19 protein-coding genes are annotated in these 23,927 nt (G+C 43.1%); 10 read left to right on the top strand and 9 right to left on the bottom strand.

Annotated elements, in window-relative coordinates; genetic code table 11:
• Positions 1–204: 204 nt before the first annotated feature.
• A complete protein-coding gene (locus V7K49_RS28845; protein ID WP_335208679.1) occupies positions 205–5,262 on the top strand; it encodes a PAS domain S-box protein in 5,058 nt (1,685 codons plus the stop codon).
• Between the two features lie 26 nt (positions 5,263–5,288).
• Here V7K49_RS28845 and V7K49_RS28840 read toward each other — a convergent pair whose 3' ends face one another.
• The 3 genes from V7K49_RS28840 to V7K49_RS28830 form a co-directional block, all read right to left on the bottom strand.
• Entirely contained in the window at positions 5,289–5,897 is a 609-nt protein-coding gene (locus tag V7K49_RS28840) for a hypothetical protein (protein ID WP_334873518.1), read from the bottom strand.
• A gap of 140 nt (positions 5,898–6,037) precedes the next feature.
• Positions 6,038–6,625: a thylakoid membrane photosystem I accumulation factor gene (locus tag V7K49_RS28835; protein WP_335208678.1), complete on the bottom strand. Its 588-nt coding sequence runs from the start codon at positions 6,623–6,625 to the stop codon at positions 6,038–6,040.
• Between the two features lie 159 nt (positions 6,626–6,784).
• Positions 6,785–7,162: a hypothetical protein gene (locus V7K49_RS28830; protein ID WP_335208677.1), complete on the bottom strand. Its 378-nt coding sequence runs from the start codon at positions 7,160–7,162 to the stop codon at positions 6,785–6,787.
• Positions 7,163–7,297: 135 nt separating this feature from the next.
• Here V7K49_RS28830 and V7K49_RS28825 point away from each other — a divergent pair, with 135 nt between their 5' ends.
• The 4 genes from V7K49_RS28825 to V7K49_RS28810 all read left to right on the top strand — a co-directional run bounded on the left by V7K49_RS28825 (position 7,298) and on the right by V7K49_RS28810 (position 10,404).
• Positions 7,298–8,635 (top strand): Mur ligase family protein, encoded by a 1,338-nt coding sequence (locus V7K49_RS28825; protein ID WP_335208676.1) that lies wholly within the window; start codon positions 7,298–7,300, stop codon positions 8,633–8,635.
• Between the two features lie 8 nt (positions 8,636–8,643).
• A complete protein-coding gene (locus tag V7K49_RS28820; protein WP_334960899.1) occupies positions 8,644–8,799 on the top strand; it encodes a DinB family protein in 156 nt (51 codons plus the stop codon).
• A 37-nt stretch (positions 8,800–8,836) separates the two neighbouring features.
• Positions 8,837–9,655 (top strand): type 1 glutamine amidotransferase, encoded by an 819-nt coding sequence (locus V7K49_RS28815; RefSeq protein ID WP_335208675.1) that lies wholly within the window; start codon positions 8,837–8,839, stop codon positions 9,653–9,655.
• A 206-nt stretch (positions 9,656–9,861) separates the two neighbouring features.
• Positions 9,862–10,404: a hypothetical protein gene (locus V7K49_RS28810; protein ID WP_335208674.1), complete on the top strand. Its 543-nt coding sequence runs from the start codon at positions 9,862–9,864 to the stop codon at positions 10,402–10,404.
• A gap of 280 nt (positions 10,405–10,684) precedes the next feature.
• Here V7K49_RS28810 and V7K49_RS28805 read toward each other — a convergent pair whose 3' ends face one another.
• Positions 10,685–10,891 carry a hypothetical protein gene (locus tag V7K49_RS28805; protein WP_335208672.1) on the bottom strand — a complete coding sequence of 69 codons (207 nt, stop codon included), beginning with the start codon at positions 10,889–10,891 and terminating at the stop codon, positions 10,685–10,687.
• A gap of 387 nt (positions 10,892–11,278) precedes the next feature.
• On the opposite strand from V7K49_RS28805, the gene V7K49_RS28800 reads away from it, so the two are divergent.
• A complete protein-coding gene (locus tag V7K49_RS28800) occupies positions 11,279–13,816 on the top strand; it encodes a COR domain-containing protein (protein WP_335208671.1) in 2,538 nt (845 codons plus the stop codon).
• Between the two features lie 378 nt (positions 13,817–14,194).
• Here V7K49_RS28800 and hetF read toward each other — a convergent pair whose 3' ends face one another.
• A complete protein-coding gene (hetF, locus tag V7K49_RS28795; protein WP_335208670.1) occupies positions 14,195–16,723 on the bottom strand; it encodes a cell division protein HetF in 2,529 nt (842 codons plus the stop codon).
• A 1,562-nt stretch (positions 16,724–18,285) separates the two neighbouring features.
• Positions 18,286–18,693 carry an IS200/IS605 family transposase gene (gene tnpA / locus V7K49_RS28790; protein ID WP_335208778.1) on the bottom strand — a complete coding sequence of 136 codons (408 nt, stop codon included), beginning with the start codon at positions 18,691–18,693 and terminating at the stop codon, positions 18,286–18,288.
• 233 nt (positions 18,694–18,926) lie between these two features.
• Between tnpA and V7K49_RS28785 the strand changes: the two genes are divergently transcribed.
• The 3 genes from V7K49_RS28785 to V7K49_RS28775 all read left to right on the top strand — a co-directional run bounded on the left by V7K49_RS28785 (position 18,927) and on the right by V7K49_RS28775 (position 20,884).
• A complete protein-coding gene (locus V7K49_RS28785) occupies positions 18,927–19,664 on the top strand; it encodes a group II intron reverse transcriptase (protein WP_335208668.1) in 738 nt (245 codons plus the stop codon).
• A gap of 99 nt (positions 19,665–19,763) precedes the next feature.
• Positions 19,764–20,285: a hypothetical protein gene (locus V7K49_RS28780; RefSeq protein ID WP_335208667.1), complete on the top strand. Its 522-nt coding sequence runs from the start codon at positions 19,764–19,766 to the stop codon at positions 20,283–20,285.
• Between the two features lie 275 nt (positions 20,286–20,560).
• Positions 20,561–20,884 carry a thioredoxin family protein gene (locus V7K49_RS28775; RefSeq protein WP_273769266.1) on the top strand — a complete coding sequence of 108 codons (324 nt, stop codon included), beginning with the start codon at positions 20,561–20,563 and terminating at the stop codon, positions 20,882–20,884.
• Here the strand turns inward: V7K49_RS28775 and V7K49_RS28770 are convergent.
• On the bottom strand, positions 20,871–21,104 hold the full coding sequence (locus V7K49_RS28770; RefSeq protein WP_334873531.1) for a hypothetical protein: 234 nt from the start codon (positions 21,102–21,104) through the stop codon (positions 20,871–20,873). The genes V7K49_RS28775 and V7K49_RS28770 overlap by 14 nt on opposite strands.
• Before the next feature lie 187 nt (positions 21,105–21,291).
• The gene (locus tag V7K49_RS28765; protein WP_335208666.1) at positions 21,292–23,142 is read right to left on the bottom strand and encodes a S8 family peptidase; all 1,851 of its coding nucleotides are present in this window, start codon (positions 23,140–23,142) and stop codon (positions 21,292–21,294) included.
• Positions 23,143–23,262: 120 nt separating this feature from the next.
• On the opposite strand from V7K49_RS28765, the gene V7K49_RS28760 reads away from it, so the two are divergent.
• Positions 23,263–23,697, top strand: coding sequence for a hypothetical protein (locus tag V7K49_RS28760; RefSeq protein WP_335208665.1), 435 nt, complete (start codon positions 23,263–23,265; stop codon positions 23,695–23,697).
• An 11-nt stretch (positions 23,698–23,708) separates the two neighbouring features.
• Here V7K49_RS28760 and V7K49_RS28755 read toward each other — a convergent pair whose 3' ends face one another.
• Positions 23,709–23,885: a hypothetical protein gene (locus V7K49_RS28755; RefSeq protein ID WP_335065954.1), complete on the bottom strand. Its 177-nt coding sequence runs from the start codon at positions 23,883–23,885 to the stop codon at positions 23,709–23,711.
• Between the last annotated feature and the right edge of the window lie 42 nt (positions 23,886–23,927).

The following is a 23,927-nucleotide window of genomic DNA, read 5'->3' as shown; positions in this document are numbered from 1 at the left end:
TTTTACAAATCAAACAGGATTACTATATATAATTAACGATAATTTTTTATTTTTAATACTATATTCTTGAGGAATTAGCTTCTAACAAAAGAGGTTATTAAAACTAAATAAAAATCTATCTGTGGATAAGTTCCTAAAATATACAAACTAGCTTAGGGTATGTACAGCCGCTGCAATAAGTATTGGTTGATCCAAGACATTTTCATGCCCCATATTCATTATTCCCAGTTACTGCGTTATGGCATTGTTGTATTAATTGTTGCATTTACATTAATACCAATGTTGATACTAGACCTCTGGTTCAGCATGAGTGGAACTCCTTTCTTGCTGTTTTTTAGCGCTGTAATGGTGAGTGCTTGGTATGGTGGTTTAAAGTCAGGGCTGTTAGCAACTTCCTTGTCTGTGTTACTGAGCGATTACTTCTTTCTCCCTCCAGTTTATGAGTTGAGTTTGGACTTATCCAATTTTGTGCGAATTGGGTTGTTTGGATTACAAGGATTACTCTTTAGCATTTTATGTGAGGTATTAAAGACTGCTAAAAGATGGGCTGATGGAAACCTCCAAAAGCTGAAAGTTAGTGAGGAGCGATTTCGATTAGCGTTAAGCAGTTCAGATATCCTGGTCTTTCAGCAGGATCGCGATTTGCGATATCAGTGGATTCATAATCCTCAAGGTTTAAACACTGCTGAGGAAATGTTAGGAAAGTCTGATGATGAATTATTTCCAGCTTTAGTAGCAGAGAAATTGAGGGCTATTAAGCTGAAGGTATTAGAGACTGGTGTTGCAACCCGTGAAGAGGTTTATCTGACAATTGCTGGAGAAGATCGTTACTATGATTTGCTGGTTGAACCGCTAAGAGATACAGACAATAACATTCAGGGTATTACCTGTGCAGGTGTGAATATTACTGGGCGCAAACAGGCAGAACTAGAAACCGCCAGGTTGCATCAGGAACTTCAGCAAGCTATTCAGCAAAAAGACGAATCTCTGGCATTGCTTAATGCTTGGGTTACTAGTTCACCAGTGGCGCTGGCTTTTCTCGATACTGAACTTCGCTACGTTCATGCTAATGAAGCGCTAGCCGCCATTAACGGTGTACCGCAAAGTCAACATATTGGTCGTACCTTTAGGGAAGTACTACCGGAATGGGCAGCGCAAATTGAACCTGTTTTTGAGCAAGTGATGAGAACTAGGCAATCCTTGCTTAACCAGGAAATGAGCGGTGAAACTTATCCGCCTGGGGTGTATCGTTATGGTCTTGTCAGCTACTATCCAGTATGTTTGCCAGATGGGCAGTTGTTGGGAGTAGGCATTAGTTCAATTGATATTACTCAACTCAAACAAACTGAGCAAGCACTGCGGGAAAGCGAAGCGAAGTTTCGCAGCGTGGTTGAGTCAAATATGATTGGTATTGGCTTCTGGGATAAAGACGGTAGGATTACAGACGCGAACGATGCCTTGCTGAATATGGTGGGTTATACCCGTGAAGAATTACTTGCCGGAATACTCCGCTGGCAAGACTTGACTCCTACAGAGTACGTGCAACTCGATAAGCAAGCACTGACTCAATTTCAAGACAGCCCCTTTTGCACACCCTATGAAAAAGAATATATCCGTAAAGACGGCTCACGCTTGCCGATTTTGGCAGGTGGTAGCCATTTTGAAGGGACTGTAGATCGAGGAGCTTTTTTTGTTCTCGATACTACAGAGCGTAAGCAGGCTGAGGAAACACTCCGCTATATCGCCCAAATTAGTAGTGTACTCTCTACTTCGCTAGATTATGAACAAACATTGCAACAGATCGCCAAAATTTCAGTTCCCCAGCTAGCTGATTGGTGTAGCGTTGACATTTTAAATGAAGATGGTTCCATTCGCCGCCTACCTATTGCTTATGCAGACCCATCTAAAGCGGAGTTGGCGCGTAAACTTCAGGAGTATGTCACAGATTATAAGGTTGCAAGTGCAATTACTAGAGTACTGCAAACCGGGCAAAGCGAATTAATCTCAGAAGTATCTGACTCGCTATTAGTGGCAACTACTCAGAATCAGGAACACTTAGAACTTGTTCGGCAATTGGGGATGAAGTCTGTGATGATTGTGCCGTTAATCGCACAAGGGCGAGTCCTTGGCTGCATCAGCTTTATCATCGCTCAATCAGACCGTCGCTACGATCGCTCTGATTTAACTTTAGCAACAGATATTACCCATCGTGCTGCCTTAGCAGTGGAAAATGCGCGACTTTATCGAGATATCCACCAGGCTTTAGTCCATTATGCCGAATCTCTATCTCTTCTAGATGCGCTCTTAGGAGCTGCTCCTGTTGCAGTATGCTTTTTGGATCGGGAACTGCGATATATCCGAATTAATCAAGTTTTTGCTGAGATTAACGGTTTGACCATAGAAGAACATCTAGGACGCAAATTTGGGGAAGTGTTGCCAAAGATGACGGCTGAGTTGGAGCCACTGTTACAGCAGGTGTTGGATACTGGAGAACTTCTGCTGAATGTAGAAATTAGCGCTGAGACAAGGGGACAACCTAGAAGGTACGGCTACTGGCTGGGCAACTATTACCCAGTCAACAACACAATGGGCGAAACGGTAGGAATTGGAATTATTCTGGCAGAAGTGACAGCAGCAAAGCAAACAGAAGTTGCTTTGCGGGAAAGCGAAGAAAGGTTCCGGGCAATGTTTAACCAGGCAGCTGTGGGCATTACTCTAATAACGTTAGATGGACGATTTCTGCAAATTAATCCTGCTATGTGCGAAATTACTGGGTATAGCCATGAAGAGTTAATTCAAATGAACTTTGAAGAAATTACCCACCCTGACGACTTAGAAGTTGATTCGGAGAATGCTCGGCGAGTTTTAGCAAAAGAAATTAATGATTATTCCCTAGAGAAGCGCTACATCCGCAAAGATGGTTCCATTGTTTGGGTAAACCTAACTTCATCAGCAGTTTGGGATGCTAATGGACTTCCAAAGTATGCATTAGGCATTATTGAAGATATTAGTAAACGTAAACGAGTTGAAATTACACAAAACTTTTTAGTTGAAGCCAGCACCTTACTAGCTGCCTCATTGGATTATGAAATCACCTTGGAAAGTGTGGCTAATCTAGCAGTTCCTACCCTAGCTGACTGGTGTATTGTAGATGTTTTCCAGGAAGATTGGTCAAGTAAACAAATTGCGATCGCAATTGCCGATCCCACAAAACAAAATACTTTAAACGAAATCCAACGGCGTTATCCACCCCAAACCAGAGCAAAACAGCTTGTGCAGCGCCTACAGTTGGGAATATCTGTTTTTTATCCCGAATTATCTCAGTCTCATCTTGTCCAGATGGCTGAAGACGATGAACATCTGCAATTGCTGCGAAGTCTGGGTATTCATTCTTTAATGGTGATTCCAGTTCGTTCCCGTGGGCAATTATTTGGAGCAATCTCTTTTTTTACAGCCGAGTCAGGTCGGCACTACAAACAGACAGACTTGGCTTTAGCAGAGGATATTGCTCTTCGGGCGGCGACAGCCATCGACAACGCCAGACTCTACCAGGAAACTCAACAAGCAAAACAGGCAGCTGAACGGTCTGTCAATCGCACGCTACTTTTACAAAGAATAACTGCTGCCCTCTCGGAAGCGCTAACTCCCCAACAGGTGGCTGATGTGATCGTAAACCAAGGGATTGCCGCCTTGGAAGCCACTGCTGGTTCTGTTGTCTTACTTACTGAGGGAGGTACTACCCTGAAGGTTGTGCAAGCAATTGGCTATTCACAATCACTCATAGATGCCTGGACAAATTTTCCGATCACTGCCCCTAACCAAATAGCAGAAACAGTCAGAACTAGGCAGCCGATTTTTTTAGAAAATTTAGCAGCCATGATTGCTAAATATCCCAACTTAGCAGATGCTGTGGCTCTCACAGGGAATAATGCCTGCGCTTCCATTCCCTTAATAGCAGAAGCCAAAGTAATTGGGGGACTGGGATTGAGCTTTACCAATGAACAAATATTTAATCAAGAAGACCGGGGATTTATGTTGACATTGGGACAGCAGTGTGCACAAGCGATCGCTCGCGCTCAACTTTATGAAGCTGAAAAGACTGCAAGGGCACAAGCCGAGACAGCCAACCGAATTAAAGATGAATTCCTCGCTGTCCTTTCCCATGAACTCAGAACTCCTCTGAATCCTATTTTAGGGTGGGCAAAGTTACTCAGAACCCGCAAGTTTGATGAAGCTACTAGAATCCGGGCATTGGAAACAATCGAGCGCAATGCCCAGTTACAAACCCAATTAATTGGAGATTTACTTGATGTTTCGCGGATTCTACAAGGTAAAGTAAACCTAAATCTTTACGCAGTGGATTTGAAAGTAGCGATCGCAGCTGCACTAGAAACGGTGCGTTTAGCAGGAGAAGCCAAGTCAATTGAAATTCAAACAGTGCTGAGTGATGATATCGGCAAAGTTCTGGGCGATGGCGATCGCTTACAACAAGTGATGTGGAATCTCCTCTCCAATGCCGTTAAATTCACACCCACAGAAGGACGAGTAGAAGTGCGTTTAGAGCAAGTTGGGTCAGATGCTCAAATTCAGGTGATTGATACAGGTAAGGGAATCATCCTAGAGTTTTTGCCTTACGTATTTGACTACTTCCGACAAGCAGATGCCAAGACAACCAGGATATTTGGCGGACTGGGATTGGGACTGGCAATTGTGCGTCATTTAGTAGAACTTCACGGTGGTACAGTTCAGGCAGAGAGTCTGGGAGAAGGACAAGGGGCTACCTTTACAGTCAGACTACCTTTGCTCAAAAATTCTGAGTTGCGAGTCAGCAGTACTGAGGCTTCTCAACCAGAACTCAGTACTGAGAACACATTACTTGCTGGAGTGCAAATCCTGCTGGTGGACGATCAAGCTGATGTGCGAGAGTTTTTTAGCTTTGCGCTAGAACAATATGGAGCAATTGTAACAGCAGTTGAATCAGCCGCCCAAGCGTTGGAAACATTAGCCCAATCAAAGCCAGATATCCTGTTAAGCGATATTGGAATGCCCTTGATGGATGGCTATATGTTGCTGCGCGAGGTGAGAAAATTACCGCCAGAGCTAGGGGGGCAAATTCCGGCGATCGCTTTGACTGCTTATGCTGGAGAAATTAACTACAACCAAGCAATGGCAGCAGGGTTTCAAAAACACCTACCTAAACCCGTCGAACTAGGGGATTTAGCTACAGCGATCGTCAGTCTGATCGAGCAAAATCAACCTTGAAGAAGGTAGGAGACAAGAATGTTTGGTCAACCAATGGGGCGATTACCAGGATTGACTGCATGAATATATTCACTACCAGATCGCGGTCTTCCTCGTTTATAGTAGGCTTCTTCTGGTTTACCCCATCCTAGCTGCAAAATCATTTCCAAAAAGTTAGAATTTTCCCACTTGCACAAACTTGCCCATTCTGTTCTTTGAACAATTCTCTCTACATCAAATGTGAGAATTTGTTGGTATTGTTTACTATTATTGAAACTCAAGTATAAATCCATCCCCATAGAGACTTGATGCCAAAATTCGACGATGGAATTTTTAGCAGTTTTTAATATCTCTAAGTCACTGGTGAGGGCTATTAACTCAGTGTTTACTTCGGGATAGTTCAAGTTTTTACCTTTGACTGTTACCTCCCGCCAGATAATACCTGAAACTTGATTTTCTTTCTGATAGTCGTGAATTGCAGCTTTGAAATCTTGATAGGCTGTGAATTGTTGCAGCCCATCAGTTCTGATAAACTGGTCAATTACAGGATTGCCAGAGACTGTGATTTCTAATTTTAGGCGTTTTCCGTTGAGGCAAGCTTGGCGTTCGGCTGCCAAAATTTGAATTAGCTCCTGGGTGGTGTAAACCTTTGACATCAGAATACACTTTATAAGGGACTATAGATTAACTTCCTAAATGGTTAACACAGATATTCTAATGTTATGCTTTTACATCAGCATAAATGTAGTAACAAGCACGAAAAATTAAGGCAGACCAATTTGGTCTACCCCATAAGTTACCTAGCTAACTCACTACTGAACTCATTGAAAGCTCGCCGCTTTAGCAGTGCTGTTTCTGTGCGTGGTAACAAATCAAATATTTTACGAAATTGATCGTCTATATCTTCAAAAGGTACTTGACCCTTTTTATTTAAAACTACCTGACCTGATTTATTAAACACCAAGACTTGAGGAACAGTCCCAGAATAGTAATATCCTGGTTCTGTAGGGTCATAGGTCTGTTTAGGTGGGATACTATCTACATGAATAGGCATAATCTCTGCTACCCGACCATAGAATTCCTGTACCCGTGAAATGGAAATGGCATATCTTTTGGAATCGCTGCTGTCATCCACATAAAAGGCCAAAAATATGGGTTTATGTTCCGCTAAAGTCTGTGCAAGTGTCTGTCTGGGAGGAACCAATGAACCATTGCCTGCATAAACGACAAAGATGTTGCCATCATATAAATCATTATTAAGACCAGCATATGCAGGTTGCATACTTATAATGAAAAGACTTGCAAGCAAAAACAGGCATTTGGACAGCAACCTTCGCCAGCCAGTAATTTGTTTATCTAAAAAAAGAAACTTTGTGCTATTCATCAAAAGGAACCTTGCAAGCTACTACTTGTCGTGAGTTTGTGCTGAATTCGGCAAACTGGGCTGGATATGTAATTACGCCCGGGCACTATTTTTTAAGATAACGCCTACTGAGATTATCTCTCGTAAGTGGCGAGTGGGGAATCAGGAAAGAGTTAGAACTTAAAGTGTCAGCCTCAAAGGCTCAAGTTTCGACCTCAAAGGCTCAAGTCTCGACCTCAAAGGCTCAAGTTTCGACCTCAAAGGCTCAAGTCTCAGCCTCAAAGGCTCAAGTTTCGACCTCAAAGGCTCAAGTCTCAGCCTCAAAGGCTCAAGTCTCAGCCTCAAAAGCTCAAGTCTCAGCCTCAAAAGCTCAAGTCTCAGCCTCAAAAGCTCGAGTCTCAGCCTCAAAAGCTCAAGTCTCAGCCTCAAAAGCTCAAGTCTCAGCCTCAAAGGCTCAATCTCCCATTTCTCCACTCCCCCCTCATCCCCTGCATCTTGATTTTCTTCCCTCGTTCCCATGCTCTGCATGGGAATGCATTCATCGAGCCTCTGGCTCAATGTCTGACTGGAGCCAGCAGCCCCTAACTTGATTTTGAGGCTGGCTTTTTCAGCCAGGATTCGCTAAACTCACGCATATTAAATTTGTAATTAAATACTTTCAATTAGCAACCGCCAGAAGACTAGGATACCGATGTGGGAAACAAAATACAATTCATAGATAGGCTGCGATTGGGTTTCGCGGTGTCAGTGGCAAAAAGTGTGACGTTTATAGTGCGATCGCTCCGTCTCGGTGCTGCTAGTGTATTACCAGGCTCGATTGCTCGTCGCATTGAACCCCGACTCTTACAATTATTGAGTCAGCAAGTTAAAAACGGGGTGATTTTAATTGCTGGTACTAACGGCAAAACCACTACAGCACTGCTTTTATGCACGATCCTAGAACGCAAGGGTTACCGCATCGCTCATAATTCTACAGGTGCAAATCTAGAAAATGGCTTGATAAGTGCGCTGTTAGAAAGCACCACCTTATTAGGTACACTAGATGTTGATTACGCCATTTTGGAGGTGGATGAAAATATTGTCCCAAGAGTATTAACGCCACTCCAACCACGAATTATTCTCTGTTTAAACTTATTCCGCGACCAACTCGATAGGTACGGGGAAGTAGACACAATTAGTAAGCGTTGGACAAAAGTTATTTCTACCCTACCAGCAGAAACGGTAGTAATTCCCAATGCTGATGACCCAACTTTATCTAACCTCGGTCAGCAGTTACCTCAACGAGTGTTATTCTTTGGCTTGAATGAACCAGAACATTATTTAGAAGCTATTCCTCACGCTGTTGATTCTATCTATTGTCCTAGATGTGGACATTCTCTAGATTACAAGGGTGTTTATTTGTCTCATTTGGGAGATTTTACTTGTCCCAAGTGTGGTTTTACTAAAAGTAAACCGACTCTCGAAAGTGGTGAATGGTCGCAAATTCTTGTTGGTTTATACAACAAATATAATACTTTAGCAGCTGCGACTGCGGCTATTGAGTTAGGAGTTGATCAAGCAACAATTAGAGATACTATTAACACCTTTCAAGCTGCATTTGGTCGGGCAGAAGATTTAGTAATTAACGGTAAACGGGTGCGGATTCTGTTATCAAAAAATCCTGTAGGAACGAATGAAACCATTCGTGTGGTTACTCAAAGCACAGATAAAACCACACTGCTAGTATTGAACGATCGCACGCCCGATGGCACTGATGTATCCTGGATTTGGGACGTGGATACTGAGAAATTAGTCGAACGCGGAGGGACTTTAGTAGTGAGTGGCGATCGCGTCTATGATATGGCACTACGTCTACGTTACAGTGAGAAGTACTGTGAGAGTAAGTTAAATTTAATAGTCGAAGAAGATTTGCGACAGGCGATCGCTACTGCATTAGAGCATACACCAGAGAATGAAACTTTGCACATTCTGCCTACCTATTCAGCAATGTTAGAAGTGCGAGAAGTGCTGACTGGTCGAAAAATTCTTTAAATTGGGGAGTGGGAAGTAGAGAAATTTTTCCCTATGCCCCATATTTCGTTACCCAAAGAGTTTTCAACCACCAGACACATCACCGAGGACAAATTCACGATATGCTAACCCAAACGGAAATTGCTCCTCCAAGTTTGGATATGCACAGAGTGATTTCAGCATAAGTTGATAAAAACTATTAGTTATTAATCAAGAGTATTTATGAGTTCCCAAAAATTGGAATTAACAATTGGTTGGTTGTACCCAACGCTGATGAGTACCTATGGCGATCGCGGTAATGTAATTACTATAGAACGTCGCGCCCAGTGGCGGGGATACGATGTTAAAGTGTTACCCCTGGATCAAAATGCCACAGCCGCAGATATTAAAACTGTAGATGTAATAGTTGGTGGTGGCGCACAAGATCGTCAGCAAGAACTTGTCATGCGTGATTTGCAAGGCGCAAAAGCTGACGCCATGCGCGAGAAAATCGAAAATGGTACGCCAGGAGTGTTTACTTGTGGTTCCCCCCAGTTGCTGGGACACTATTATGAACCAGGATTAGGACAACGGATTGATGGTTTGGGAATACTCGATTTAGTTTCTGTGCATCCTGGTGAAAATACTAAGCGCTGTATTGGTAACTTGGTAATTGAAGTCACAGCCTCACGTCTGGCGCGAGATTTAAAAGAGATGACGGGTAGCACACCATATTTGGTAGGCTTTGAAAATCACGGCGGACGTACCAAACTGGGGAAAGTGGAAGCATTGGGGCGAGTGGTGTACGGTTTGGGAAATAATGGTGAAGATGGGACAGAAGGAGCATTTTATCAGAATGCGATCGCAACTTATTCTCACGGCCCTTTGTTACCAAAAAATCCTTTTGTCGCCGATTGGTTAATTCAAACAGCACTGCGGCTAAAGTATCAGCAGGCGATCGCATTGCAACCTTTAGATGATAATCTTGCTGTACAAGCGCGGGAAGCGATGTTTAAGCGGTTGAAAGTAAGTTTACCAAGTGTTGCTGCGGCGAAAGTTTAACCTTAGTTCGCTGATTAAGCCTCTTTCCGTGTTAGGGAGAGGTTTGGAGAGAGGTCAAATTTGACATAAAGCAAGGGGGCAAAGTATGAATCAAGGCTTATCGCTACTTATTTTCACTAACTTTATGGCATAGATTATACTGGCAAAAAATCACCAAAAGATTTTAATCCAGTTCTGATTAAAATTTTTTATCCACGAAAAAATTTATGCGAAATTGGCCATCTTGGATTCCTACTCCCCGGTTTTGGGTAAATGCGATCGCCCTCATTTTGTTGATAATTGGTTTACAGTATGCGATCGTCTATTTGTGGAATATTATTTCCACCCTGATTAACTTCTTACCCCAGCCTATTTCTCTCAAATTCTTGTACTTATTAAGTTTACTAATCCAACTTTTGCCCATCGTGGTAGTCGCATTGGTTCACCATTGGCTGCATCGATTTTTAGATAGCTTCTTTCCTGAGAGCCAACTACCACAAACAGAGCCAACAACAGGAGTTTTTCCTAGTTTGATCAGTTGGTGGGAAGGATTGTATGGCTGGTTGGTGAATATTCTCTCGCTAATCATAGCATTTGGTATTATAATGCTTTTCTTGCCATCTCCTGATTTACTCAATTTGTTCAGTTTATTTAAGATTCAAGCGCAGCCTCTGCTGATAGTCCAAACCATAATTCGAGTCATTATTGCTGCCTATCTTTATCAATTTGAGTATTTAGTGCATCAACGTTTGATAGCAGCAGGTAGATAGTATAGCAATCCTATTTGATTAGTGAAAATCGTCAGCCTCAGATCCCCAACTTCTTCAAGAAGTAGGGGATCTTGTTGTTTGCGAATAATTTAGGATTGCTATAGACTTTTACCGAACGCTAAACGTAGTTCGCTTAAGAGTAGGGGTACACCTCCGTTTGTGTGCCTGTAAACTCCCCGAATTTTATTCGCTTCACTCATCCACTAGGAAAAAAGACTTCATTGACGAGTCTCAAAGACTGATTAACGGAGTTCGTAGCCCCATCCACGAATATCAAAGACTAATTAACGGAGTTCGTAACTCCATTAATCAGTCTCAGATACTCACCGACGAGATACAAACACTCATTTACGAGTATCAAAGACTCGTGAATCGGCAAAATATACTCGTGAACTGGCAAAATATCCTCGTGAACCGACAAAATATCCTCGTGAACTGGCAAAATATACTCGTGAACGAGGATAAAAGACTCATTAACGGAGTTCATAGCTCCATTAATGAGTATCAAAGACTCATTCACGAGTCAACCTAAACATTGGTAATGATAAATTCTGTTTAAAATACCGTAAAAATTATTAGCGCTCGTGTAGTCTTACACAGCATAGTAGATTGCTTTGATATCTTGCAGCATTCTCAATTAGCAGCCGCGATCGCCTGAAACTCGAAGTTCCAGGCTTATAGCTAAAGTCTACTTAATGTGGACTAAAACCCAAGTCTAGAAGGAATTTAGTCCTCTGAAGAGGACTTTTGCTATCAGCCATAGGTTAGAAACCTATGGCGGTTGTTGGGATTAGTGCAAAATATTAATAGTTGCAAGATTCTTTAGCAAATCAGGGGCATTACATATAACTTTCGTTGATAGGTGAACCTCAGTATGGCAAATACGCCTCAACGTTACCTTAAAAAAATCCGAGAAGCGAAAGAAAAACAGCTTAAAGAATTAGATTTAAGCAATGATTGGCGTACTGATAACAAGGAAAAATTAACAGAGATTCCTGCTGAGGTGTTTCAACTGGAATGGTTGGAGGTTTTGAATTTAAGCGGCAACCAATTAACTACACTGCCAGAAGCAATCGCCCGCCTGCAACAACTCACTTCCCTGTATCTATACGGCAACCAATTAAAGACGTTGCCAGAAGCAATCGCCCACCTGCAAAAACTCGCTTCCCTGTATCTATACGACAATCAATTAAAGACGTTGCCAGAAGCAATCGCCAGCCTGCCACAACTCACTTACCTGAATTTAAGCGGCAACCAATTAAAGACGTTGCCAGAAGCGATCGCCCGCCTGCCACAACTCACTACCCTGGATTTAAGCGGCAACCAATTAAAGACGTTGCCAGAAGCGATCGCCCGCCTGTCACAACTCACTACCCTGTATTTAAGCGGCAACCAATTAAAGACGTTGCCAGAAGCGATCGCCCGCCTGCAACAACTCACTATCCTAAATTTAAGCGGCAATCCCATCGAAAAGCCGCCACCAGAAATTGTTGAACAAGGTATTGAGGCAATTAGGGATTATTTCCGGCAACTGCAAGCAGAAGGTACAGATTATCTATGTGAAGCAAAGTTACTAATTATCGGCGAAGGAGGAGCAGGGAAGACAACACTGACGAAGAAAATTGAAGACCAAAATTATCAACTTCAAGAGGAAGACTCAACGAAGGGAATTGAGGTCATCCAGTGGGGTTTCCCAATGGAAAACGGGCGAGAATTTCGAGTCAACATTTGGGACTTTGGGGGGCAAGAGATTTACCATGAGACTCACCAGTTTTTCCTCACTAAGCGTTCCCTCTACGTTTTAGTGGCGGATAATCGCAAGGAAGATACGGATTTTTATTACTGGTTAAATGTAGTAGAACTGTTGAGCGATAACAGTCCCCTACTAATCATTAAAAATGAGAAGCAAAACCGCCACCGGGAAATTAATGAACTCCAGTTACGGGGGCAGTTTACTAACTTGAAGGAGACTTTACCAACAAACCTTGCTACCAACAGAGGTTTAGAACAAGTTTTAGAACAAATCAAGCATTACGTTAAAAATCTACCTCATATTGGCAGTCCGCTCCCAAAAACCTGGGTTAGAGTCCGGGAAGCTTTGGAGAGTGACGCACGCAATTACATCGGCTTGGATGAATACCTGAACATCTGCCAACAAAATGGGTTCACCCAAAGAAATGACAAGTTGCAGTTGAGCAGCTATCTGCACGATTTGGGAGTATGCTTGCACTTCCAGGAAGACCCACTTTTGAACAAAACCATCATCCTCAAACCCAAGTGGGGAACTGATGCAGTCTACAAAGTGCTGGATAATGAAGAGGTGATTCGCAAGCTGGGCAGTTTTACCCAGTCTGACTTGGCAAACATCTGGTGTGAAGACGAATACACCACGATGCATGATGAACTCTTGCGCCTGATGATCAATTTCAAGCTGTGCTACGAAATTCCTAGAAGCAAAGGAAATTATATTGCCCCACAATTGCTATCTGCCAATCAACCCCCATATAAGTGGGATGAAACCAACAACCTGATTCTGCGTTACACTTACGAGTTCATGCCCAAGGGCATCATTACCCAGTTCATCGTCGCCATGCATGAGTTGATTAATCAACAAGAATGTGTCTGGAAAAGCGGCGTTGTTCTCAGCAAAGAGCAGACAAAGGCAGAGGTGATTGAATATTACGGCAAGCGGGAGATTAAGATTCGAGTTTCAGGTCGTCATAAAAGAGATTTGATGACCGAAGTTACGCTTAAACTCGATGAAATTCATGCCTCGTACCAGCGACTAAAGTACCACAAGTTAATCCCCTGTAATTGTGACACATGCAAAGATAGCCAAGAGCCACACTTTTATCTATTTGAAGAATTGCGACAGTTTATCGCTGATAAGCAAGACCAGATTCAATGTCGCAAAAAACCATACAAAATGGTGAATGTCTGGGGCTTGATTGATGATGTAATGCATAAAGGGAAGTTACGTCCAGTAGAACAGCAGATGGGTGGCGATTTTCAGCCTAATTCTTCTGTCACAATAGGGGGAAATGTTAAAACAGTTATAATTCAGGGATCAAACCCAGACAATAATTCTATGACAAAACCATATAAACAGGCAGAAACTTCTAAACCAGAATACCAAGTTACACTTCCTTGGGCTTATCGAAATGGAATGTTCTATTTACTTGTATTCGCAATAGTCTTTAATACAGTTGGGATATTTGCAGGTATCTTACCAATTTATTCACTAGCCCTAGTCATTATTGGTACTGTTTTATTTATAGTCATAATCGGAGTCTTACAACTGCGTGGAGATGATCGCCTTTCTGAGAAATCTTTTGTAGTTTTGACGAAAATGGTATTGGAACAGTTGCCTTTAATTGGCAATATTATTAAGCAGTTTCAAGGTAATAAATAAGAGTATAGAAAAATCCTATTTGAATCGTGAAAATTGTGAACCCTCTTGCAAAAGCAACACGCAGTAAGGGCACAGCAATGCTTATGCGTGTCAACTTAATGTGAAACCCTTGTCAAGACGTGATATTCAGTTCTCTGGCTTCCCATCACGATCCGCGTTACCCCACCCTAACCCTCCCCTTGTGAAGGGGAGGGAACTAAATTTCCTGTTTCCCCCCTTTCTAAGGGGGGATTAAGGGGGGTAAAACGCCTGTGGGACATGCCTGCCTTTGAGCTTAAGTTGACACGTATGAGCATTGCTGTGCCCCTACAAACCGACTATATTACATGGAATTGAGAACTGCTATTTAATCAACTGAGATCGCTCCACTGCAACATCTTACTGTTCTTCGCTCTTTTCCTGAAGGAGCGATCGCCAATCTGCGATCGCCTTCTCCGTCCACAACCAATTTTTAGCTAATTTATCTACCTGGAAATTTACTGGATCAGACTTAACTACCATTTGCCGCAACTTGATCGCTTCCTTGAGATATTGTATCTGCTTACCATTAGATTGACTAAGTGCAGATTTATACAATCCGAGAGCTAAACCAGCATAGGAAGTTAAAGCATCCTGAGGCACTGCTGTCTTTGTGGATCTTGATTGTGTGTTCTGCTCTTTGAGAGCTAAATTCAAAGCTTTGAACCAAGAATCATTACCTCGATTCAGATTGCCTTCCGTGTAGTAGGCAAATCCCAAGGCGTTATTATACAAAGGCGATTCTGGTTTAGCTTTTGCAGCAGTTTCCCAGTAACGGCGGGCATCATCGACGCTATAGTTATTGTCTCCAGTTTGGATAGACTGCCACGCTAATCGTCCCTTGTAAAAGTTGACAGATGGATCATCAGCTTGTTTATTTGGAATTAGTTTCAGGGCAGTTTCAGCCGCAGCCAGTGCGCCACGATTGAGTAGTTCTTCTACAGCCAATAACCCACCTTCCAAGTCGCCCTGGCTCAATTTTTCAGTGGCGGTGGTGGTGACAATCCCAGTCGCTGCTGTCTGTAAGTCGATATTTTGCTGCTTTTGAACGGGTAGAGACTCGGTAGGTATTGCTGGTATGTTAGGCAGAGTTACTTGGTGTCGATTTTGCCACCACCAATTTAAACTGATCGCAGCTGCTAAAGCACTGATCCCCATAATACCCACAATCGGCCACAGCTTGCGGCGTTGGGTACGAGGTCTTGGTGGGACTGGTTGCGGGGCTGGTTGCGAGCGCAAAAAATCAGCAGAATTTTGCCAATTTCCTTCAAGGTTCGCAGCAGTTGGGGGTGGCGGCGGTGGAACTTCTCCCCACAAATCTGCTTCCTCTTCTGGGGAAGTCATTTCCTCTGAAACCTGGCTCTGGTGAAGACTATTTTCTCGAATCTGTTCATCCGGTTCAGTTGGAGCTTTTTGGTTATCTAACTGACGAAATAAATCTGAAACTATAGCAGAATCTTCTTCATAGCTGGGGTCATCATACTCAATTTCATCAACGAGATCGCCCCAAGTATCGTCACCTAGCCAGTCTAACCCAGAAGAGTCATGCGCCAAACCAGAAGGGATCATTTGCTCGATTCCTAAAGGCATCTCGGTATCATCTGCGATCGCAGAGTACATTGTGGAAGTTGCCCCTAAAGGCGAACTATACTGATTCAGCGACTCCGCACTTTCAGATAACTCAGTTTCCTCACTCAGAAAACCGTCAAACTCTGGCTGGAGATACAAAATCGGTAATGCCCAGTACATCTGGTGAGAACCATAGGCAGAAATTAATCCTTGACGCACGCGACTGACGCACAAATCTACTGGATATCCTTGACTCAAGTTGCGGTAAAACAATTGTGTGAGCGTCAGTGCCACTTCATCAGGAATCCGTTCTGACATCGCCAAAACGCTTCTGATTCCGCGCTTCACGAGACTTTCTGCCAGATTACGTTCACCAGTATCTCCAGAGGGATCGGATGCGGCTGTGTACGCCCCCAAACAGGAGTTAAACACTGCCATTTGGATATTATTGTTGACGAGCAAACCAGCCAGATCGTCCCCAGTCAAGATTTCCGTTAAGCCAGTTCTGCGACTAACAAGATAAATTTCTCCGCCATTGGAACCTAAGTTACTATGACCAGAGTAGTGGAGAACGTGGTATCTGCCTTGTTCTAGGGCTTGCGTTAATTCTTCCCGTCCTGGTTGGTCTAATACAGTGAGTTCAATTTGGGGGAAACGATTGCTACCTTCAGCCAGTCGTGATGTTTGCCGGTGAAGTTCAGCTTGCAGTTTAATAGCTTCCTGTTTCTGTAAATCAAGGCGGACTTGATCTGAGGGGGAAGCAATTACCATCAATACTTTGACACCACCTTCTGGTAGTGTGGGCATATTTTGCGTAGGCGTAGCCCCCCGCAGGGATCGCAAACGGGAAGCCCCCAAAATTCCACTTTGGAAGCGAGAAAAAGCCACATAAGGCCCAGTAGCCAGAGGGCGATCGCCTGCGTGCATCACTTCCCAAGGCAGACGAGCTAACCTAGTGTCTTTTAGCCCCAAGCGTAAGCGTAGTACTTGTTGGTGGTTTTGGGCAATACCTTGGGCAGTAATCCAACTATCTCTGAGAGTGCCTTGAAATAGGGCGTTATAAAATTGTTGACCCAACGCCACCAAGTTAACAGAGTTTCTGGCGATATTGCTTTCGTGCCCACCAGAGGCGAATGGATCTCCTTGCAACACCGATTTCAACGGGTCATTCATCAAATGTCCAGCAGCCATCAACCAATCAGCTACAGGCCAACTCACCAATTCTTCTGCCAATGGTACCCCAGGCGCGACTTGTTCCGTCCGCACCAAGTAGTCATTTTGCCCTACTGGGGTCACGGAAATATGAAATTCCTGGGTCACAGCTTCTCCTGTCCGCCTCCTAAATCTGGTTTGAAACGCGAAAGTTTCAAGTCGATTTTTCGCTTCCTCTGATAACTTAGATGCATCCTACCCCTGAATGTTTCTGATTCGGTGTTGTTTTGCTTTTTTTGCCTTTACAACTTTATCCGGATCGGATTACTTGGGTCTAGAACACTTAATTGGTAGATGCACCTTGATCTTCAACTCCCCTAGATGGCTAACACCCACTGGGGGTTTTTTTCAATTTTGGCAAACTACAGCAACTTCTAACGCAGATATTCTCTCCCAGAAAATAGTGCTTAACCCTAGAATACTTGATTACTAGATGAATGTAGCTTGATTTTTAACTCCCTAATTCAGTTAATATTCACTAGAGTTTTTTTTACACACAACAATAATCAACTTTCTAGTAAATTTATCCGGAGGATGGTGGTTAAACCTAGAACACTTAATTGGTAGATGCACCCTGATAACTAGCTCCCCTGGTTGGCTAACACCCACTGGGGGTTTTTTTATGAAGAAAGTAAGCAGCAATCATCTCTAACGCATCAATTTTTTAAGGCAGCGCACTGGTTATTTAATTGGTAGCTGTGACCTGATAACTAGCTCACCTGGTTGGCTAACACCCGTTGGGGGTTTTTTCTGGTGGCTAAACAGCAACAATTTTAACCTCTGTTAATTTATTCGCTAGCTACCCATTTACTTTAGAAAAGATTATTGCTAGATGCACCCTGATAACTAACTCCCCTGGTTGGCTAACACCCATTGGGGATTTTTTTCTAGTTGCCGCAGCTACGCCCCTCATAGACATTACCATCAACCCTGATTTTTACCATTTTCTCAGGAAGATACTGCTGCCCCTAGAAAAAATTACTGGTAGATGCACCCTGATCACTCACTCCCCTAGTAGAATAACACCATCTGGGGGGTTTTTATTTAAAAAAATAACTAACCTTTGTACAAATTTATCCGGAGTATGGTGTTCAACCTGAGTACATTTAATTGGTAGATGCACCCTTATAACTAACTCCCCTCGTTGGCTAACGCCCACTGGGGGGTTTTTATTTAAAAAAATAACTGACCTTTGTACAGATTTATCCGGAGTATGGTGTTTAACCTGAGAACATTTAATTGGTAGATGCACCCTGATAACTAACTCCCCTCGTTGGCTAACGCCCACTGGGGGTTTTTTTGGCGTAGCGGCTTGTCGTTAGACATCGCCCTAGCATTTCCTACCGATGTAACTGGAATGCACCACTACTCTTGTTGCTAGTGCTGGTAGACCTTGAGTATCCTCCTGTTGCCAGGATAGAGCATAAGCTGCTCACTCAATCCCTGAATCGCTTTCTTTTTATTGTGAGCTAGAGATGCCACACCAAAATGATTGCTATGATATTTAATCACATTCTTAATTTTTTTTCCATATTTTAGCTAAAAGAGCAGAAGCCCCACACTCACTAGACGGAGTGTGGGATGAATGCGCGGGAGTGGGGAGAGATAGTGATTAATGCTTTTTGGCGTAGCCAAAACAATTAATTGCTATGTCGAGCCATGACCTATATTCATTCTGGATTATTTTGATTCTCAATATATTCTTTAAGCTTTGAAATTGTGACTCCGCCACAACTAGCCACAAAATAAGACCCGTTCCAAAAAACATCTTTCCAGAAGAACTTTTCTAAATGTTCTGCATATTCTTGACGCAACCTGCGCGAAGTTACTGATTTAACGTTGTTGACAAGTTTACTAATCTGTAAGTCTGGATGGTATTGAAATAGCAGATGCACATGATCTTCTTCTCCATTGAACTCCACTAACTTGCAATCCCACTTTTCGAGCAAGTTAACTAAGATATCTTCTAATCGTTTTAACATCTCTGCCGTGAAGACCTTGCGCCTATACTTGGTCGTAAGAACTAAGTGAACCTTTAAATCACTGACCGACCGACCTTTAAATACAAAATCAGGAATAAACGCAAGCGTGGCTCTAAATCTCGGCGGAAGTTGGCAAAACGCGAAGCCAAACAGCATCTAGGTATTGCTAGAAGTCGCAAAGATTTCCACTATGCGCGACCTGAACTGGTCGATTAGCACGAGGAGCCTCAAAAGACAAAGAGAGTCTTGAAAATATCCAACCCCAGATAAAACAATGGTTGTCAGAAAGAGGACTAGAACTCAGCACGGAGAAGACACTAATAACGTCAATGGAAGATGGTTTCGATTTCCTTGGATTTAACCATCGTCACTACAGTGGCAAGCTCTTAATCAAACCATCCAAAAAGAAAGTCCTAGACTTTTGTAAAAGGATAGGAAAAGAAATAAGGGTTCTCAATGGGGAAGAACAAGAAGTAATAATCAGAAAACTAAATCCAATTCTCCGAGGTTTTGCCAACTATTACAAAGGAGTAGTTAGCAAAGAAACTTTCAGCTACATCGCACATCGAGTGTGGCAATACCTTTGGTGTTGGGCTAAACGTAGACACCCTAACAAAAACACAAAATGGGTACAGAAACGCTACTTCAAGACCATAAATGGCAATAAATGGACGTTCGCTACTATAACTAGCGACCGCCGAGGGAAAAACAAGGATTTTATCCTATACCCGAGAGCGTACACGCCCATCGAACGACATGTAAAGGTCAAGGGGGACGTATCTCCAGATGACCCCTCTCTCAGGGAATACTGGGAAAAACGCCACCAAAGACATGGTAAGAACTACTGGGAGCGTAAATCACGCAACTATGAAGTAGCTCAAAACCAAAACTGGAAATGTCCAATCTGTGGCGAACCATTATTCAATGGAGAGGAAATAGAAACCCATCACATAATTCCTGTAGCTCAAGGCGGACTAGATTCGGTAGAAAACCTTCAGCATCTTCACCTAGCGTGTCACAAACAGGAACACTCAAAACCCAAGTTTAATGCTCGAAATAAGGCTTGAGCCGGATGATGGGAAACTGTCAAGTCCGGTTCTTAGGGGAGGGGAGAGCGGTGACGCTCGAACCTTACCCGACAAAACTGCAAAACTGCTCACAAACTTGTGAGAACTGGGAGGAAGTTTTTCTTCTATGAGAACTTGAACCTCAAAGGGTTAACTCAACGTAACAAAGCTAAACAGGGTGAGGAGGGCAACTATCAACAAAATGGACAGTCTGCAAAATCAGGACTAAACAAGTCTTGGAATGATGGGGGTTTTGGGCAATTCTTTGAAATATTAGAGCGCATAGCCGGGAATGCTGGTGCTGTTGCAATTTCCAAAAAACCACAATATACCTCAATGATTCTAAGTTACCGTAATGAAATTATTTTTACTGATTGCGGTATCAGAGAATATTGGGATGAGCAAAATACTTTGATGGTTGACCGTGACATTAATGCTGCGGTGAACCTGAAGAGACTAGGGTTGGGCATTTTCCCTAGTATAAAACGCCGTAGTGGGAAGATAGACATAGTTGGAACTATGGATGATAGTACCACGAAGGAAATCCTGCATACCCTTCATTGGGCTGCTGGAAGCCTACACTTACCGCAAGCGGTAAGTGTAGGAGATGTCACCGTTTAACTGTTTGTCTGCCAGCAATCACTGCTTTCAACTTCAGAATCAGAGCTTCATCGCCGACTACATTTGTATATTTCTCGTTCCCAGGTTCCGCCTGGGAATACGGTACTGGAGGCTCTGCCTCCCAAAAAATTGCCTTCCCTATTAGAAGCAGGGAAGGAAGAAAAGATATTAAATCAGGATTTCAGCCTTAAGTTGACACTAATGACCAGCTATATGGTAATATTTCATAGCATTATGCTAAAATAGCTTGCCTAAAATCAAAGAGTCGCCAACCCATGAGTTTAGCTGTAATTAAGTTCTCTTCAGAAGAGTGCGGCATTTGCCACAAAATGTCTTTTTATGACAAAAAGGTGGCTGAAGAACTGGGTTTAGAATTTATCGATGTGAAAATGCAGGATACAACTGCTTACCGCAAGTATCGCAAGATTTTATTAACTCAGTATCCCGATAAATCAGAAATGGGATGGCCTACTTACATCATCTGCAATTCTCCAGAAGGAGAATTTCTGATTGTGGGTGAGGTAAAAGGAGGTCATCCCAAAGGAGAGTTTAGAAGCCGTCTTCAAGAGGTTCTGAATTCCACAGCTAATCAGAACTAATTACCTCAAAAGATTTGACCTCCAGGGCAGGGCCAATCATGGCAGTTGTCATGATATCTTCACGCACCTGTCCTTTAACTTTTGCTTTTTGTCCGGCTTTGAGTAAGTCTTTGTCAGCCCCTTTAAGGATTTCGTAAGTAACGCCCTCTTCTGTGACTAACGCCCATGCGCCTGTACCAATATCACGGCGTTCAATTTTACCTGTAAGTGTAATGCTCATAAACGGTGCTGAGTGGGGGAATAGGAAATTAGGAGAGACGCGATTAATCGCGTCTGTACAGGAGTTAGGAGTAGAGACGCGATTAATCGCGTCTACAGGAGTTAGGAGAGACGCGATTAATCGCGTCTGTACAGGAGTTATTAACAATTTTTCCTCCATTCTCCATTCTCCACTCCTCACTCCCCTTCTATGCTATTTTTTCTTCGTTTTTCAATGCTAAACGAGCAAGTCCATAACAGATTAGGGCATTGGTGATCAGGAAAAGACGTGCTAAGTGACCACTTCCCAAACCCCAAACAGCTGGATCGAAAAACGCACTTACCGTCAAGCAGGCTGCGACACCTAAGGTTGAACCAATGGCAAACCATTTCCAACTTGGATGTCCCAGCAGCAATGCCATTAAGACAATGGGAATCAGTACGCTGGCAAACAGGGGATTGAACGTATTAGTTCCCTGGAGAGTATTGCCTAGTTCGGGAATTGAACTGCCCAAAACCCGGAAAGGCCACTGGGGAAGGTCAAAAATATAGATTCCCTTGAGGAAGAATAACCCCGAACTGCCGGCAATTAGTCCACTAGATAAAGACCAACTCCAAGTGAAGGGGAAGTAAACCCGTAAAAACCAAGCCAGTAAATAGGAACCAACTACCATTAAAATCTTGGGTAAGAGTGCGATCGCGCCACCATCAATCCAAAAGCCGGGGTTAAGATAGCCGTTATCGCGTAACCACCGGAAGAAATCTGGGAAACTGATTTGCCCCGCAAAGGCTAGTTTGACTGCTGCTTCTGCATTGAGTTGTCCAGCGCCATAATAGTTCAAACCATCATCCTGGATAACTCGCGCCGACTGCTTGAGGACTTTTAACACTTCATCTGGTTCTTTGATGCCAGCAGCTTTGATTAATGCTGCAACACCAGCAACGTGGGGAGAAGCCATGCTTGTACCCTGGAAGCCCAGAAATACGCCTTCACCGTTTTCGTCGATAGTTTCTTGCAGAATCTTACCAGCTTCACTACCACCAGGAGCAGAGATATCTACCCCAGCACCAAAGTTAGAATAGGGTGCTCTTTCGCCATCTGGGCCAATTGCCGAAACGCCGATGACGTAGGGATAGCGGGCTGGATAACTTGCCCCATTGGTATTTTCATTCCCGGCTGCGGCAATGATAACTACACCTTTTCTATGGGCATACTCGATCGCTTCTTTCATCAACTTGCTTTCACCGCCACCACCCAAGCTCATATTAATCACATCTGCGCCTTTATCAGCAGCAAATTTAATTGCTTCGGCAATATCGGCAACAGTACCGCCACCATATGAACTCAGCACCTTTAGCGGCATCAGACTGGCTTCATAGGCAATTCCAGCTACGCCATATTTGTTATTTGTGGCTTGGGCAATAGTCCCGGCAACATGAGTACCGTGGCCGTTATCGTCTTTGGCTTCTTCTCGGTCGTTAACAAAATCATAGCCTTTGACGAATTTTGTCTCATATAAGTCCCGCACCTTAGTAATCCCGGTGTCAATTACTGCAACTGTGATGCCACTGCCTTTGGTTTGACTCCATGCGCCTTCAATGCCGATTTGGTGCAAGTTCCACTGCTTGCTGTAATATTGGTCATTGGGGCCAGTTAATGAGGGGCTTGTCTCATCATCATCTTGGGGTCTCAAAAATTCTCCTAACCAAGCGGCTTTACCTGGTTGGGGAATCTTTCTGTAAATGTAATTTGGCTCAATAAATTCTGTAGCTTGGGCAAATTGAGATTTTTTCAGTTCTTGGAGTCGCTGGCGATCGCCTTTGACAATATACACATTATCTTTTTTGGAAAACTTGTTGTCTAATTGGGGTGTAACGTTGTATTGTTTGGCGATCGCTTGCAGATTCTGTTCCACCACAAGTGATGAAATATCTTCCCGAAAATCAAGCAAAATCGTCTCAAACTCTCCTTTAGTTGCCATTCCCTGGAAATTCAGGAAACCAAATATGGCAGATCCCAGCCCAATGACAAACAAGCACAATAATATAAGTTTTCTCATATTAACTCATCACCGCTTTTTGCCAGTTTGCTCACTACCATAACTTATCTCCATCCTTTATGGGTGGATTTTGCTCTTTTAGTTACAAGTTTCACTTATTACTCAGGACTTTTTTAACCGATGGAACGTGGTCTTTTGTGGTTGCCCCTATTAGTAATGTTTTTCTGGTTGACATGGCAAGGCTCGAAAGAGTATCAAAAAGTTGAAGCCTATCGCACTTGGGCAGAGCAATTTGAACGGGCTAAGTACGATATTTATGCTGTATTAGGTCAAAAAGGCAACAATCTAACTTGGGGAAAACCCACGCCTAAAGGGCCTATTAAACTAGAAACATTCTCTTTGCTTGATGTCAAACAAATCCACCTTTTAGTCGATGACAAATCAGTAGATGTGGAAAATATACCCAATAAAGGTCGTTCTATAGAGTTAGAATTTCTATTTTCCGAATCTACTAACTCAGTGCGCGTTCCATTTACAGAAATCCCTTTGGCGGCAGAATGGGGTAAGTTTTTACAGGGGGTATTACAAGACTTGCAATCGCAACAAAATCAATAGTTATTTGGCAACTACAAAAAATAAATTATCGCAACTTCTTCCCCTTTTGCACCTTGTCCCTTTGCAATAGGATGTTTTTTATTTGTTTGTGTCGCTAGTTGCGGTGGTGTGACAATATCAAAGCTTAAGGAATATATCAACAACCAAAACAGCCCAGCAATGAATATCGAGCCATGACCGATATTCATTCTGGGCTGTAGACGGGTAACAGTCGTTCTCGTCTGGCATCC

This window comes from Nostoc sp. (assembly GCF_036919675.1).
Lineage (GTDB): Bacteria > Cyanobacteriota > Cyanobacteriia > Cyanobacteriales > Nostocaceae > Nostoc.
Note: the sequence above shows the minus strand (reverse complement) of the source record. Positions and strands in the feature narration are given on the sequence as shown.

What these genes read in the sequence shown, in the direction of transcription:
- V7K49_RS28845 (WP_335208679.1), top strand. Translation starts at nt 205, where the DNA reads ATGCCCCATATTCATTATTCCCAGTTACTGCGTTATGGCATTGTTGTA.
- V7K49_RS28840 (WP_334873518.1), bottom strand. Translation starts at nt 5,897, where the DNA reads ATGTCAAAGGTTTACACCACCCAGGAGCTAATTCAAATTTTGGCAGCC.
- V7K49_RS28835 (WP_335208678.1), bottom strand. Translation starts at nt 6,625, where the DNA reads ATGAATAGCACAAAGTTTCTTTTTTTAGATAAACAAATTACTGGCTGG.
- V7K49_RS28815 (WP_335208675.1), top strand. Translation starts at nt 8,837, where the DNA reads ATGAGTTCCCAAAAATTGGAATTAACAATTGGTTGGTTGTACCCAACG.
- V7K49_RS28810 (WP_335208674.1), top strand. Translation starts at nt 9,862, where the DNA reads ATGCGAAATTGGCCATCTTGGATTCCTACTCCCCGGTTTTGGGTAAAT.
- V7K49_RS28805 (WP_335208672.1), bottom strand. Translation starts at nt 10,891, where the DNA reads ATGAACTCCGTTAATGAGTCTTTTATCCTCGTTCACGAGTATATTTTG.
- V7K49_RS28800 (WP_335208671.1), top strand. Translation starts at nt 11,279, where the DNA reads ATGGCAAATACGCCTCAACGTTACCTTAAAAAAATCCGAGAAGCGAAA.
- V7K49_RS28785 (WP_335208668.1), top strand. Translation starts at nt 18,927, where the DNA reads ATGGAAGATGGTTTCGATTTCCTTGGATTTAACCATCGTCACTACAGT.
- V7K49_RS28775 (WP_273769266.1), top strand. Translation starts at nt 20,561, where the DNA reads ATGAGTTTAGCTGTAATTAAGTTCTCTTCAGAAGAGTGCGGCATTTGC.
- V7K49_RS28770 (WP_334873531.1), bottom strand. Translation starts at nt 21,104, where the DNA reads ATGAGCATTACACTTACAGGTAAAATTGAACGCCGTGATATTGGTACA.
- V7K49_RS28765 (WP_335208666.1), bottom strand. Translation starts at nt 23,142, where the DNA reads ATGAGAAAACTTATATTATTGTGCTTGTTTGTCATTGGGCTGGGATCT.
- V7K49_RS28760 (WP_335208665.1), top strand. Translation starts at nt 23,263, where the DNA reads ATGGAACGTGGTCTTTTGTGGTTGCCCCTATTAGTAATGTTTTTCTGG.
- V7K49_RS28755 (WP_335065954.1), bottom strand. Translation starts at nt 23,885, where the DNA reads ATGAATATCGGTCATGGCTCGATATTCATTGCTGGGCTGTTTTGGTTG.